The 12625-nt window shown below is 76.6% G+C and carries 13 protein-coding genes and 2 tRNA genes; 3 read left to right on the top strand and 12 right to left on the bottom strand.

Annotation, left to right across the window (positions count from 1 at the left end; translation table 11 throughout):
- Positions 1-63: 63 nt before the first annotated feature.
- The 3 genes from HLB09_RS06640 to leuC form a co-directional block, all read right to left on the bottom strand.
- Positions 64-684 (bottom strand): HU family DNA-binding protein, encoded by a 621-nt coding sequence (locus tag HLB09_RS06640; protein ID WP_171202609.1) that lies wholly within the window; start codon positions 682-684, stop codon positions 64-66.
- 121 nt (positions 685-805) lie between these two features.
- Complete coding sequence (leuD, locus tag HLB09_RS06635) at positions 806-1396, bottom strand: 3-isopropylmalate dehydratase small subunit (protein ID WP_171202608.1); 591 nt, start codon at positions 1394-1396, stop codon at positions 806-808.
- 76 nt (positions 1397-1472) lie between these two features.
- Entirely contained in the window at positions 1473-2900 is a 1428-nt protein-coding gene (gene leuC, locus HLB09_RS06630) for a 3-isopropylmalate dehydratase large subunit (RefSeq protein WP_171202607.1), read from the bottom strand.
- A gap of 145 nt (positions 2901-3045) precedes the next feature.
- Between leuC and HLB09_RS06625 the strand changes: the two genes are divergently transcribed.
- A complete protein-coding gene (locus HLB09_RS06625; protein ID WP_171202606.1) occupies positions 3046-3765 on the top strand; it encodes an IclR family transcriptional regulator in 720 nt (239 codons plus the stop codon).
- 202 nt (positions 3766-3967) lie between these two features.
- Here HLB09_RS06625 and HLB09_RS06620 read toward each other — a convergent pair.
- The 4 genes from HLB09_RS06620 to HLB09_RS06605 all read right to left on the bottom strand — a co-directional run bounded on the left by HLB09_RS06620 (position 3968) and on the right by HLB09_RS06605 (position 6656).
- Positions 3968-4040: transfer RNA gene (locus HLB09_RS06620), tRNA-Glu, on the bottom strand.
- Positions 4041-4082: 42 nt separating this feature from the next.
- Positions 4083-4154 (bottom strand) — tRNA-Gln (locus HLB09_RS06615).
- A 142-nt stretch (positions 4155-4296) separates the two neighbouring features.
- The gene (gene gltX / locus HLB09_RS06610) at positions 4297-5883 is read right to left on the bottom strand and encodes a glutamate--tRNA ligase (RefSeq protein WP_171202605.1); all 1587 of its coding nucleotides are present in this window, start codon (positions 5881-5883) and stop codon (positions 4297-4299) included.
- Positions 5880-6656, bottom strand: a complete 777-nt coding sequence (locus tag HLB09_RS06605; protein ID WP_171202604.1) for a fumarylacetoacetate hydrolase family protein — start codon at positions 6654-6656, stop codon at positions 5880-5882. Before HLB09_RS06605 ends, gltX begins: the two co-directional genes overlap by 4 nt.
- Positions 6657-6762: 106 nt before the next feature.
- Between HLB09_RS06605 and HLB09_RS06600 the strand changes: the two genes are divergently transcribed.
- Positions 6763-7695, top strand: coding sequence for a 3-methyladenine DNA glycosylase (locus HLB09_RS06600; RefSeq protein ID WP_171202603.1), 933 nt, complete (start codon positions 6763-6765; stop codon positions 7693-7695).
- A 162-nt stretch (positions 7696-7857) separates the two neighbouring features.
- On the opposite strand, the gene HLB09_RS06595 is transcribed toward HLB09_RS06600, so the two are convergent.
- The 3 genes from HLB09_RS06595 to HLB09_RS06585 all read right to left on the bottom strand — a co-directional run bounded on the left by HLB09_RS06595 (position 7858) and on the right by HLB09_RS06585 (position 10997).
- Positions 7858-9045: a branched-chain amino acid aminotransferase gene (locus tag HLB09_RS06595; RefSeq protein ID WP_171202602.1), complete on the bottom strand. Its 1188-nt coding sequence runs from the start codon at positions 9043-9045 to the stop codon at positions 7858-7860.
- Positions 9046-9110: 65 nt separating this feature from the next.
- The gene (locus tag HLB09_RS06590) at positions 9111-10154 is read right to left on the bottom strand and encodes a 3-isopropylmalate dehydrogenase (RefSeq protein ID WP_171202601.1); all 1044 of its coding nucleotides are present in this window, start codon (positions 10152-10154) and stop codon (positions 9111-9113) included.
- Between the two features lie 30 nt (positions 10155-10184).
- Positions 10185-10997: an alpha/beta fold hydrolase gene (locus HLB09_RS06585; protein WP_171202600.1), complete on the bottom strand. Its 813-nt coding sequence runs from the start codon at positions 10995-10997 to the stop codon at positions 10185-10187.
- A gap of 101 nt (positions 10998-11098) precedes the next feature.
- Here HLB09_RS06585 and HLB09_RS06580 point away from each other — a divergent pair, with 101 nt between their 5' ends.
- On the top strand, positions 11099-11428 hold the full coding sequence (locus tag HLB09_RS06580; RefSeq protein ID WP_171202599.1) for an antibiotic biosynthesis monooxygenase family protein: 330 nt from the start codon (positions 11099-11101) through the stop codon (positions 11426-11428).
- A 14-nt stretch (positions 11429-11442) separates the two neighbouring features.
- Here the strand turns inward: HLB09_RS06580 and HLB09_RS06575 are convergent, their stop codons facing one another.
- The gene (locus tag HLB09_RS06575) at positions 11443-11682 is read right to left on the bottom strand and encodes a DNA primase (RefSeq protein ID WP_171202598.1); all 240 of its coding nucleotides are present in this window, start codon (positions 11680-11682) and stop codon (positions 11443-11445) included.
- A gap of 100 nt (positions 11683-11782) precedes the next feature.
- Complete coding sequence (locus tag HLB09_RS06570) at positions 11783-12340, bottom strand: AMIN-like domain-containing (lipo)protein (RefSeq protein ID WP_171202597.1); 558 nt, start codon at positions 12338-12340, stop codon at positions 11783-11785.
- Positions 12341-12625: the final 285 nt, after the last annotated feature.

The following is a 12625-nucleotide window of genomic DNA, read 5'->3' as shown; positions in this document are numbered from 1 at the left end:
CGCGGGCCCCGGCCCGCGGGCCGGGGCGGGGTGGTCCGCGGCGGCCGCGGACCACCCCGCCCGTCAGGACTTCTTCTTCGCCTTCTTGCCGTCCTTGCCGTCCTTGCCGTCCTTCTTCTTCGCCTTCTTGCCGTCCTTGCCGTCCTTCTTGCCGTCCTTCCCCTTGCCGCCGGGGACCTTCTCCGGCGCGGGCTCGGCGGCCTCGGGCGCGTCGGCGACCTCCGCGGCCGGCGGCTGGTCGCCCGAGGGGGCCGCGGTCGCCGGAGCAGCGCTCGACGTGCGCGAGGACGGTGCGCGCCGGCTGCGCGCGGGCGCGCCGTCGGCGAGCTCGACGCCGCCGCGACGGGTCGTCACGGCGCGCAGGGCCCCGCCGGCGGAGGGGTCCGTTTGGACGGCCTCGGGCATCGAGCCCGGGTCGGAGACGTAGGCGCGGAACGCCGTGCCGGGCTTGAAGCGGGGCACCGAGGTGCCGGCGATGGGCACCGTCTCCCCCGTCCGCGGGTTCCGGCCCGTCCGCGGGGCGCGGTCGGCCCGCTCGAAGGTGCCGAAGCCGCTGATGGCCACGCGCTCCCCGCGCGCCACGGCGCGCACGACGGCGTCGAGGACGGCCTCCATGGCGTCGCTGGCGGCGCGGCGGCTCCCGAGCCGCTCCTCGAGGACGTCGACGAGCTCACCCTTGTTCACGAGACCTCCTGCGGCGCCCACGAGCCCGACGGTCGGGCGCGCTCCGCCTGGGCCCGCACCGTAGGGGCAGCCCGGGGCCCGCACCAGGCCTGGCGGCGCCTCTCGACCCGCCGACCTCCGCTCAGGCGAGCGTGCGCGGCTTCCAGGACGGCCGCTCGCGCTCGAAGGCGTCGATCGCGTCGACGTCGCGCAGCGTCAGGCCGACGTCGTCGAGGCCCTCGAGCAGCCGCCAGCGGGTGTAGTCGTCGATCTGCAGCGGCGCCACGAGCTCGGCGCACAGCACGACCCGCTCCTGCAGGTCCACGGTCACCTCGGTGCCGGGGCGGGCCTCGAGCTGCTTCCAGATGAGCTCGACGTCCTCCTGCGCCAGCTGGCCGGCCACGAGCCCCTGCTTGCCGGCGTTGCCGCGGAAGATGTCGGCGAAGCGCGAGGACAGGACGGCGCGGAAGCCGTAGTCCTTCAGCGCCCAGACGGCGTGCTCGCGCGAGGAGCCGGTGCCGAAGTCCGGGCCCGCCACGAGGACGCTGCCCGAGGAGTACGCCGGCTGGTTGAGCACGAAGGACGGGTCCTGGCGCCAGCCGGAGAACAGCCCGTCCTCGAAGCCGGTGCGCGAGACCCGTTTGAGGTACACGGCGGGGATGATCTGGTCGGTGTCGACGTCGCTGCGGCGCAGCGGCACGCCGACGCCGGTGTGGCGGGTCACGGGGTCCACGGGGGCGCTCCTCGTCGGTGCTGGCGGGTGGGGGCCGGGGTCGTGCGGGCGACCGGGGGCGGGCGGCGGTGCGCGCTCAGGCCGGCACGAGGGGCTGCGGCGCCTCGAGGTCGGCCGGCGAGGAGAGGGTGCCGCGCACGGCCGTGGCCGCGGCCACGAGCGGCGAGACGAGGTGCGTGCGCCCGCCGCGGCCCTGGCGGCCCTCGAAGTTGCGGTTCGACGTCGACGCCGCCCGCTCCCCCGGCGCCAGCTGGTCGGGGTTCATGCCGAGGCACATCGAGCACCCCGCGAAGCGCCACTCGGCGCCGAAGTCGGTGAAGACGCGGTCGAGGCCCTCGGCCTCGGCCTGCAGGCGCACGCGCGCCGAGCCGGGGACGACGAGCACCCGCACGCCGTCGGCCTTCGTCCGCCCGCGGACCACCTCGGCGGCGGCGCGCAGGTCCTCGATGCGCCCGTTGGTGCACGAGCCGATGAAGACGGCGTCCACCGCCACCTCGCGCAGCGGGGTGCCGGGCGCGAGGTCCATGTACTCCAGGGCCCGCCGGGCCGCCGCGGCCTGGCCCTGGTCGGCCATCGCCTCGGGGTCGGGGACGGCGGCCGACAGCGGCAGCCCCTGGCCCGGGTTGGTGCCCCACGTGACGAAGGGCTGCAGCTCGGCGGCGTCGATGACGACCTCGGCGTCGAAGACGGCGTCGTCGTCGGTGCGCAGCGAGCGCCAGTGCTCGACGGCGGCGTCCCAGTCGGCGCCCGTCGGGGCGTGGTCGCGGCCCTTCACGTAGGCGAAGGTCGTCTCGTCGGGCGCCACCATGCCGGCGCGGGCGCCCGCCTCGATCGACATGTTGCAGATCGTCATGCGCGCCTCCATCGAGAGCGCGCGGATGGCCGAGCCGCGGTACTCGAGGACGTAGCCCTGGCCGCCGCCCGTCCCGATGCGCGCGATGACGGCGAGGATGACGTCCTTGGCGGTGGAGCCCTCGGGCAGCTCGCCCTCGACCGTGATCGCCATGGTGCGCGGGCGCTGCAGCGGCAGGGTCTGGGTGGCGAGGACGTGCTCGACCTCGCTCGTGCCGATGCCCATGGCGAGCGCGCCGAAGGCGCCGTGCGTCGAGGTGTGGGAGTCCCCGCACACGACCGTCATGCCCGGCTGCGTGAGGCCCAGCTGCGGCCCCACGACGTGGACGATGCCCTGCTCGGCGTCCCCCAGCGGGTGCAGGCGGACGCCGAACTCCGCGCAGTTGCGGCGCAGCGTCTCGATCTGCGTGCGGCTCGTGGGGTCGGCGATCGGCTTGTCGATGTCGAGGGTGGGGGTGTTGTGGTCCTCGGTCGCGATGGTGAGGTCGAGGCGCCGCACGCCGCGACCCTCCAGGCGGAGGCCCTCGAAGGCCTGCGGCGACGTGACCTCGTGGAGGAGGTGGAGGTCGATGTAGAGGAGGTCCGGCTCGCCGTCGCCCCCGCGGCGCACCACGTGCTCGTCCCACACCTTCTCGGCCAGGGTCCGGCCCATCTCGTCCTCCTCCGGGCGCCGTGCGGCGCCGCCGCTGCGGCCTCTGCGGACGCGCCCCGCCGCCCCGGTCGGGGGCGGCGCAGGCGTCCCGCCCCTCAGGGCGGGTGACTTGCCATCTCATAGTGAGAGACGGCAATATCGTCCTATGGACAAGTCTAGCGGAGTCGGCGTCCTCGACAAGGCCGCCGCCGTCCTCGCCGCGCTCGAGGCCGGCCCCGCCAGCCTCGCGCAGCTCGTGGCCGCCACGGGCCTGGCGAGGCCCACGGCGCACCGCCTCGCGGTCGCGCTCGAGCACCACCGCCTCGTCGGCCGCGACATGCAGGGCCGCTTCGTGCTCGGCCCGCGCCTGCCCGAGCTCGCCTCGGCCGCCGGCGAGGACCGCCTCATCGCCGCCGCGGGCCCGGCCCTGACGGCGCTGCGCGACCACACGGGCGAGAGCGCCTCCCTCTTCCGCCGCCAGGGCGACGCGCGCGTCTGCGTCGCCGCCGCCGAGCTGCCGATGGGGCTGCGCGACTCCGTGCCGGTCGGCGCCACCCTGTCGATGCTCGCCGGCTCGGCCGCCCAGGTGCTCCTCGCGTGGGAGGAGCCCGACCGGCTGCACCGCGGCCTGCAGGGCGCACGCTTCACCGCGACCGTCCTGTCCGGCGTCCGCCGCCGCGGCTGGGCGCAGAGCATCGGCGAGCGCGAGGCCGGCGTCGCCTCGGTCTCGGCGCCGGTGCGCGGGCCAGCGGGCCGCGTCGTCGCCGCGGTGTCCATCTCCGGCCCCCTGCAGCGCCTCACGCGCCAGCCCGGGCGCCTGCACGCGGCCGCCGTCGTCACGACCGCGCAGCGCCTGTCGGAGGCCCTCAAGCGCGCGGAGGCCTGACCCGCGCACTCTCCGCCGCCCCGCCCCCTCCCCAGGGGGCGGTGTGTGGCCATGTCGCCCTCGCCCGGTCGCCGGCGGGGCGACATGGCCACACGTCGCCCCGGAGGGATGGGCTCGGAAGAGCCCGTGAGGGGTGACCTCGAGACCGCCCGGAGAAAGCAGAACGGCCCGGCCTCCCTGCTGGGAGACCGGGCCGTGCCTGTAGCCCCGACCGGATTCGAACCGGCGCTACCGCCTTGAGAGGGCGGCGTGCTAGGCCGCTACACAACGGGGCCTTGCGTGTCCGCTCTGGTGCGGACGGTGGTGCGGGTGAAGCGCTGGGGTACCAGGACTCGAACCTAGACTAACTGAACCAGAATCAGTCGTGCTGCCAATTACACCATACCCCACCGGGGTATGACGCTGGCCGCCTGGCCGAGCGCCGTACCGGGAGTAGACAGTAGCGGGTGCCGTGCCCGGCGCCAAAATCGGCCACCGCTCGCGGTCGGCGACCGCCCGTCCTCCCGCGGCGGGGAGGACGGGCGGGGCCGTTCAGCCCAGCTGCCGACGCAGCGCTGCGATCCGCAGCATCGAGCTCTCGCGCCCGAGCAGCTCCATGGACTCGAAGAGCGGGGGCGAGACGCGCCGGCCCGTCACCGCCGTCCGCAGGGGACCGAAGGCGAACTTCGGCTTCACCCCGAGCCCGTCGACGACGGCGGCGCGCAGCGCCGCCTCGACGGCGGCGGCGTCCCACTCGGGCAGGTCGACCAGGGCCGCGGCGGACGCGTCGAGGACGTCGGCCGCCTCCGGGCGCAGCGCCCCCAGCGCGTCCTCCTCGACGACGAGGTCCTCGTCGGCGACGAGGAGGAAGCCGAGCATCCCCGGCCCCTCGGACAGCACGGCCATGCGCGTCTGCACGAGCGGGACGGCGCCCTCGAGCAGCCGGCGCTGGGTCGGCGTCGGGTCGCCGTCGAGCAGGCCGGCGGAGCGCAGGTGCGGGAGCAGCCGGTCGAGGAGCACCTCGGGGGCCAGCATGCGCAGGTGGTCCCCGTTGATGGCCTCGGCCTTCTTCTGGTCCCACCGGGCGGGGTTGGCGCCGATGTCGCGCACGTCGAAGGCGGCGACGAGCTCCTCGCGCGTGAAGACGTCGCGGTCGGGGGCGATGGACCACCCCAGCAGCGCGAGGTAGTTGACCATCCCCTCGGGCAGCAGCCCGCGCTCGCGGTGGAGGAAGAGGTCGGACTCGGGGTCGCGCTTGCTCAGCTTGCGGTTGCCCTCCCCCAGCACGAGCGGGAGGTGGCCGAACTGCGGGACCCGCTGCGAGAGGCCCACCTCCACGAGCGCGCGGTGCAGCACCACCTGGCGCGGCGTCGAGGACAGGAGGTCCTCGCCCCGCAGCACGTGCGTGATGCCCATGACGGCGTCGTCCACCGGGTTGACCAGCGTGTAGAGCGGCTGCCCGTTGGCGCGCACGACGACGAAGTCGGGCACCGAGCCGGCCGGGAAGACGACACGGCCGCGCACCAGGTCGTCGACGACGACGTCCTCGTCCGGCATCCGCACGCGCAGCACGGGCTCGCGGCCCTCGTCGCGGAAGGCCTGCACCTGGCCCGCCGAGAGGTCCCGGTCGAAGCCGTCGTAGCCGAGCTTGGGGTCGCGGCCCGCCGCGCGGTGGCGCTCCTCGACCTCCTCGGGCGTCGACCACGACTCGTAGGCGTAGCCCTCCTCGAGCAGCCGCCGCGCGACGTCGGCGTAGAGGTCGCGCCGCTCGCTCTGGCGGTAGGGCGCGTGCGGGCCCCCGACGCCCGGCCCCTCGTCGTAGTCGATGCCCAGCCAGGCGAGGCCCTCGACGATGGCGTCCATCGACTCCTGGGAGTCGCGGGCGGCGTCGGTGTCCTCGATGCGGAAGACGAGCTTCCCGCCGGTGTGCCGCGCGTACGCCCAGTTGAAGAGGGCCGCGCGCATGACCCCGACGTGCGGCGTCCCCGTCGGCGAGGGGCAGAAGCGCACGCGCACGTCCGCGCCGGTCGCCTCGGCGAGGCCGGTCGCCGTGGCGGCGCGCGGCGAGGCGCCCGAGCCGGTCGTCGCGCTCTCCCCCGCGGAGGGGCCGGACGGCGTGCCCGGTGCGGTCGCGCTCATCGGGCCACCACCGGGTTGCTCAGGGTGCCGATGCCCTCGACCTCGACCTCGACGCGCTGGCCGGCGGACACGAGCCCGACGCCGGCGGGGGTGCCGGTGAGGATGACGTCGCCCGGCAGCAGCGTGAAGGCCGCCGAGACGGCCGCCACGAGGGAGGGCACGTCGAAGACCATGTCGGAGGTGCGGCCGTCCTGGACGAGGTCGCCGTCCACGCGGGTGCGCAGCGACAGGTCGGCGGGGTCGAGGTCGGTGGTGATCCACGGGCCGAGCGGGCAGGAGGAGTCGAAGCCCTTGGCGCGGGCCCACTGGCCGTCGTCGCGCTGGACGTCGCGCGCCGTCACGTCGTTGGCGCAGGTGTAGCCGTAGACGACCTCGCCCACGCGCTCGCGCGGCACGTCCTTGCAGATGCGGCCGATGACGACGGCGAGCTCGCCCTCGTAGGAGACCTCCTGGGAGAACGACGGCAGCACGACCGGGTCGTCGGGGCCGACGACGGCGGTGTTCGGCACGAGGAACATCAGCGGCTTGGAGGGCACCTCGTTGCCCATCTCCCGGGCGTGGTCGTGGTAGTTGCGGCCGATGCCGACGACCTTGCTGCGGGGGATGACCGGCGCCAGGAGCCGGACCTCGTCGAGGCCGACGACCGCGCCGGTGGGGGTGAGCTTCGTGTACAGGGGGTCGCCGCCGATGACGTGCAGGCGCTCCTCCCCCGGCTCGCCCTCCACGAACCCGTAGCTGATGTCGTCGTCCCGGGTGAACCTCGCGATGCGCACGGCTCCGAGGCTATCGGCGCGCGCGGGGCCGGCGCCCGTGCCGCCCTCCCTCCCCGGGGGCCCCACGACGTCGGTCGCCCCGGTGCACCGCACCTACCGTGGTCGCGTGCTCGCGACCGCCCCGACCGTCCTCGCCGAGGACGAGTGGGTCCCCGTCGCGGAGGAGCACCGTCGCGCGGTCGAGGCGCTGACCGCCGGCCACCGCGAGCGGGCCCTGGCCGGCGAGCCGCACCCGGTCGAGGACTTCCTCTTCACCTACTACCGCTTCCGGCCCGGCCAGCTGGCCCGCTGGCACCCCGGCGCCGGTGTCGTCCTGCTCGGGGCGGCCGCGCGGGAGCGGCTCGCCTGGCGCGGGTACGCGCGGTGGGCGGGGCCCGACGGCGACGTCGACGGGCCGGGGGGTGTCGTCGTCGACGCGGCGGGCGTCGCGGCGTCGCAGGGCCGACGGCTGGGGCACGTGCGCGACGTCGTCGCCGCGACCCGCGGCCGCGCGCCCGAGCTGGGGTGCTTCGGGCTGCACGAGTGGGCGATGGTGCACGGCTCGGCGGCGGACCCCTCGGTGCTGCGCCACGAGCGCCAGCCGCTGCGCCTCGGCGCCGCCGGCACCGACGCCGTCGTCGAGGAGGGTGCGCGGCGCGGGTGGCTGCGGTGCACGCACGTCGACGCCTTCCGCTTCTACCCGGGCAGCGCCGTCGAGCTCAGCCCGCTGCGCCCCGCGCGGGACACCCAGGCGGCGCTCGAGCAGCCGGGATGCCTGCACGCGGGGATGGACCTCTACCGCGCGGCCTTCCTCCTCGTGCCGCTCGCGCCGTCGTCGCTGGTCCTCGACGCCTTCCGCCTGGCGCGGGACGTCAGGGAGCTCGACATGCGCGCGTCGCCGTACGACCTCAGCCGCTACGGGCGAGAGCCCGTCCGCGTGGAGACCTCCGAGGGCCGGGCGCAGTACGCCACGGAGCAGCGCGCGCTCGCCGCTCGCGGCCAGGCGCTGCGCGACCGGCTGCTGCCGCTGCTCGACGCCGTCGTCGTCCCCGCCCGCTGAGAGCGCCGCGCCCCTCCTCGCACCTCGTCGACACGTCGCCGCCCCAGGGCGCCCTCCGAGGCACGTCGTCGACACATCGCCGTCGAGGCAGCCCCTCCACGGCACGTCGACGACGACGCGCCCTGGAGGGGGACGGACGGGGGCGCGGGGGGTCGCGGGTCCTCAGACGAGCCGGTGCATCCAGCCGTGGGCGTCCTCGGCGCGGCCCTGCTGGACGTCGGTGAGGCGCTGCCGGATCGCCGCCGTGACCGCGCCGGTGCCGCCGTCGCCGGGGACGGAGCGCCGGCCCGGCTCGACGAGCGCGCCGACGGGCGTGACGACCGCCGCGGTCCCGCACGCGAAGACCTCGGTGATGCGCCCGGTCTCGCAGCCCTCGCGCCACTCGGCGACGTCCACGCGGCGCTCGACCACCTCGTGGCCGAGGTCGGCGGCGATCTGCAGCACCGACGAGCGCGTGACGCCCTCGAGGATCGTGCCGGTGAGCTCGGGGGTGACGACGCTGCCGTCGTCGTGGACGAAGAAGAGGTTCATTCCGCCGAGCTCCTCGACCCAGCGGTGCTCGACCGCGTCGAGGAAGGCCACCTGGTCGCACCCGTGCTCGGCGGCCTCGGCCTGCGCCTGCAGGCTCGCCGCGTAGTTGCCGCCGCACTTGGCCGCGCCGGTGCCGCCGGGAGCGGCGCGGCTGTACTCCTGCGAGAGCCAGATGGAGACGGGCGTGATCTCGCCGCCGCCGAAGTAGGAGCCGGCCGGCGAGGCGATGCAGAGGTAGGTGACCTCCGCGGCCGGGCGCACGCCGAGGAAGGACTCGGACGCGAACATGAACGGCCGCAGGTAGAGGCTGTTCTCCCCGCCGCCGGGCACCCAGTCGACGTCGGCCGCGACGAGCTGCTCGACCGAGCGCAGGAACGCGGCCTCGGGCAGCACGGGCAGCGCCAGCCGGCGGGCCGAGGCCGCGAAGCGGCGGGCGTTGGCGTCGGGGCGGAAGGCCCACACCGAGCCGTCGGCGTGCCGGTAGGCCTTCATGCCCTCGAAGACCTCCTGCGCGTAGTGCAGGACGGCGGCGGCCGGCGACAGCGTGATCGGGCCGTGGGCGACGACGGCGTCCTGCCCCCACCCGGCCGGCGTCCACACCGCGCGGGCCATGTGGTCGGTGAAGTGCCGGCCGAAGCCCGGGCTCTCGAGGATCTCCGCGCGCTCGGCCTCCGGCAGGCGCGGGACGCCGTCGGCGACGGCGAACTCGAGCCGCACGCCCTGGTCGACGGACGTCGGGACGCCCGCCGTCGAGGACGCCCGGGCGTCCGGCGCCGGGGCCGGCGCGCCGGCGGGGCTCGTGCTCGTGTCGCTCGCCATGGCGGTCACGGTAGCGCCGGGCCGCAAGGCCCCCGGCGCCCCTCGCGGGGGCGCCGGGGGCCGCCTCAGGCGAGGGCGGCGGCGATGGCGTCGCCGGTCTCGGACGTCGTCCGCGGCCCCGCGCCGGCCCGCGCGGCGAGGTCGTCCCCGACGGCCCGGACGACGCGCTCCGCGGCGTCGGGGTGCCCGAGGTGCTCGAGCAGCATCGCGACGGACAGCACCGTGGCGGTCGGGTCGGCGCGGCCCGTGCCGGCGATGTCCGGGGCCGAGCCGTGGACGGGCTCGAACATGCTCGGCGACCGGCGGGTCGGGTCGACGTTGCCGGAGGCCGCGAGCCCGATGCCGCCCGTGACCGCCGCGGCGAGGTCGGTGACGATGTCGCCGAAGAGGTTGTCGGTGACGACGACGTCGAAGCGCGCCGGGTCGGTGACGAGGTAGATCATCGCCGCGTCGACGTGGGCGTAGTCGACGGCGACGTCCGGGTGCTCGGCGCCCACGGCCTCGACGGTGCGGCGCCACAGGTGTCCCGCGTAGGCCAGGACGTTGTGCTTGTGCAGCAGCGTCAGCTTCCGGCGCGGGCGCGCCTGCGCGCGGGCGAAGGCGTCGCGCACGACGCGCTCGACGCCGAAGGCCGTGTTGACGCTCACCTCGGTGGCGACCTCGTGCGGCGTCCCCACGCGCAGCGCGCCGCCGTTGCCGGTGTACGGCCCCTCGGTGCCCTCGCGGACGACGACGAGGTCGATGTCGCCCGGCTCGGCGAGCGGCGAGGCGACGCCGGGCAGGAGGCGGCTGGGGCGGAGGTTGACGTACTGGTCGAGCTCGAAGCGCAGCCGCAGCAGCAGCCCGCGCTCGAGCACGCCGCTCGGGACGCCCGGGTCGCCGACGGCGCCGAGCAGGATCGCGTCGTGGCCGCGGATCTCCTCGAGGGCGCTGTCCGGCAGCGTCTCCCCCGTGGCGTGCCAGCGCCGGGCGCCGAGGTCGTACTCGGTGCGCTCCACCGCGAGGCCGAGGTCGGCGGCGACGACGTCGAGGACCTTGAGGCCCTCGGCGACCACCTCCGGGCCGATGCCGTCCCCCGGGAGCACTGCCAGCCTGACCGTCTGCGCCATGCCGGCGAGGCTAGTGACGCGTCCCGCCCCTCAGGACCCGTGTCCCGGCGTGCGGACTCCTCGGCCGGTGCTCTCGAGGACGAGCCGCACCGTCTCCTCGGGCTGGTCCCACATCGGGAAGTGGCCGCAGGAGTCGAACCAGTGCAGCTGCGCGTCCGGGAAGCGCTCGGTCGCCACGGCGGCCTGGCTCGGCGTGACGACGCGGTCCTGGCGGCCCCAGCCGAGGACCACCCGGCCCGGCGTCCCCCCGGCGGGTGCGCCCTCCTGCGGCGGCCCGTGGACGAGGGCGGCGAGCAGCGCGTCGTAGCTCGGCGCGGCGGCCCATCCCCGCAGCTCGCGCAGCACCAGCGCCGGCGGCAGCGCCCATGGGCGGGGGCTGAGCTGCGCCAGCAGCGCCGAGCGCGTCACCGGGTTGCCGGTGAGCACCGGCAGGACGGGGCGGAGGCCTCGGACCAGGCGGACGGAGGCCCCGATGGTGGCGCCGAACACGGCCAGCTGGCGGCGGTCCCAGAAGCCGCCCGGGTCGAGGGCGACCACGTCGCCGCCGACGCCGCGGCGGGCGAGCTCGAGCACGAGCCGGGCGCCGACGGAGCTGCCCACGAGGTCCGCGTCCCGGAGCCCCTGCTCCTCCAGGAAGGTGACCAGGGCGTCGGCGAGGGAGGCGATCGACACCTCGCCCTCCAGCGGGGGCGTGCCGCCGAAGCCCGGGAGGTCGACGGCGACGACGTCGCGGTGGGCGGCCAGCCCGGGCAGGACGGGGTCCCAGCTGCGCCAGGTGGACCCGAGGCCGTGCACGAGGACGAGGGGGGCGCCGGCGCCGCGGCGCTCGTGGTGGAACTCCATGCCGGACGGTCGCACGCCTGCGCGGGTGCGGCACCTCGCCGCCGCACGCGCGCCCCCTTCTCCGCCCGGCCCCGCCCCGCCCGCTGCGCGATGCTGGGCACATGCCCGTCGTGAAGATCAACGCCATCGAGGTGCCCGAGGGCGCAGGCCCCGAGCTCGAGCGCCGCTTCGCCGCCCGCCTGGGCGCCGTCGACGGCACGCCCGGCTTCCTCGGCTTCGAGCTGCTGCGCCCGACCGCCGGCGAGGACCGCTACTTCGTCGTGACGCGCTGGGAGGACGACGCCTCCTTCCGCGCCTGGAGCGAGGGCGGCGACGCCGCGCGCGCCCACGGCGGCGAGCGCTCGCGCCCGGTCGCGACCGGGGCGAGCCTGCTGGAGTTCGAGGTCGTGGACCTCGCCGCGACCGCGACCCCGGAGCAGCCGCCGGGCTGACGCCCTCGGGGACGTCAGTCGTCGCCGCCGTCGCCCTCCTCGTCGCCGCCGCTCTCGTCGCCGGCTCCACCCTCGTCGTCGCCGCCCTCGTCACCGCCGCTCCCGTCGCCGCCCTCGTCGTCGTCCTCGCTGGGCGCCGGGCACGCGGTGAGGAGGCCCGCCGCGGCGAGCGCTGCCACGGCGACGCCCCCGAGGCGGAGGACCCCGCGGCGCGCGAGGAGCGAGGAGGGGTCGGGCTCGAGGTCGTCGTCCATGGCGCCGGATGCTCCCCGACGAGCGCCCGCCCGACCACCGGAGGAGCCCCTCCGCCCCCGGGCGGGCAGCCGCCAGACCGGAGGACGAGCCGGCGGTCGCCTACCAGCGGTGCGCCACGTCGACGACGACGCGGGAGCCGTCACCCGGGCCGTCGAGGACGAAGGCGCGGAACGGCAGCCGCGCGCGGACGCCGAGCCCGAGGTCGGTGGTCCCCTCGAAGCTGCCCGCGAGCGCGGCCTGCCGGAAGGTGCGGTAGCCCGCGACGTCGACGAGCTCGCGGGCGTCGGCCGGGTCGTACGTCGCGCTCCCGTCGACCCGGTCGTACGTGGGCACCTGCACCACCACCTGCAGCGCGGCGCCGCCGCGCAGGGGGACGCGGGCGCCGCTGCCCGGCGCGCGCACCACGTCCACGTACGAGACGACGTACCCCCCGGCGTCGCCGTCCACGTCGACGACGAGCCGGTCGAAGCACGCGTGCCGGCCGGCGCGCACGTCACGGACGCTCCCCGGGCCGAGGTCGCCGGCGCGCTCGGGCAGCGAGCCCCAGCGGATGCCGCAGTACGGGGCGGCCGCAGCCGGACCGGCTGCGGCGACAACCCCGGTGAGGACGAGGCCGGCGGCGGCCAGCGCCGCGACGACCGATCGCGCGGACCTCATGGCGGACCCCCTCCGTCGACCACCGTCGTGGTGGCGGGGGCGCAGCGTCGAGCCCCCGCGCCGCGACGGTAGGTCGGCTCCTCGTCGCCCCGGTAGGGCCGAGAGGCCCTGGCGCCGCCGGGGAGGCGCCCCGGCCGGGACTCAGGAGGTCTGCTCGACGAGCAGCCGGCGCACCTCGGCGGCCGCCCGCCCGAGGGGCACGTCCTTGCGGTGCGCCACGCCCACGGTGCGGTGCAGCGCGGGCCCGCGCAGCGGGGTGGCCCGCAGCGCGCCGCCGGCGCCGTC

It is taken from the genome of Pseudokineococcus marinus (assembly GCF_013004605.1).
GTDB lineage: Bacteria > Actinomycetota > Actinomycetes > Actinomycetales > Quadrisphaeraceae > Pseudokineococcus > Pseudokineococcus marinus.
This window is presented reverse-complemented; position numbering and strand designations above follow the sequence as displayed.

Excerpts from the sequence above, each read along its gene's own strand:
- leuC (WP_171202607.1), bottom strand. The coding sequence starts at position 2,900 with ATGGGCCGGACCCTGGCCGAGAAGGTGTGGGACGAGCACGTGGTGCGC.
- HLB09_RS06625 (WP_171202606.1), top strand. The coding sequence starts at position 3,046 with ATGGACAAGTCTAGCGGAGTCGGCGTCCTCGACAAGGCCGCCGCCGTC.
- gltX (WP_171202605.1), bottom strand. The coding sequence starts at position 5,883 with ATGAGCGCGACCGCACCGGGCACGCCGTCCGGCCCCTCCGCGGGGGAG.
- HLB09_RS06595 (WP_171202602.1), bottom strand. The coding sequence starts at position 9,045 with ATGGCGAGCGACACGAGCACGAGCCCCGCCGGCGCGCCGGCCCCGGCG.
- HLB09_RS06590 (WP_171202601.1), bottom strand. The coding sequence starts at position 10,154 with ATGGCGCAGACGGTCAGGCTGGCAGTGCTCCCGGGGGACGGCATCGGC.
- HLB09_RS06585 (WP_171202600.1), bottom strand. The coding sequence starts at position 10,997 with ATGGAGTTCCACCACGAGCGCCGCGGCGCCGGCGCCCCCCTCGTCCTC.
- HLB09_RS06580 (WP_171202599.1), top strand. The coding sequence starts at position 11,099 with ATGCCCGTCGTGAAGATCAACGCCATCGAGGTGCCCGAGGGCGCAGGC.
- HLB09_RS06575 (WP_171202598.1), bottom strand. The coding sequence starts at position 11,682 with ATGGACGACGACCTCGAGCCCGACCCCTCCTCGCTCCTCGCGCGCCGC.
- HLB09_RS06570 (WP_171202597.1), bottom strand. The coding sequence starts at position 12,340 with ATGAGGTCCGCGCGATCGGTCGTCGCGGCGCTGGCCGCCGCCGGCCTC.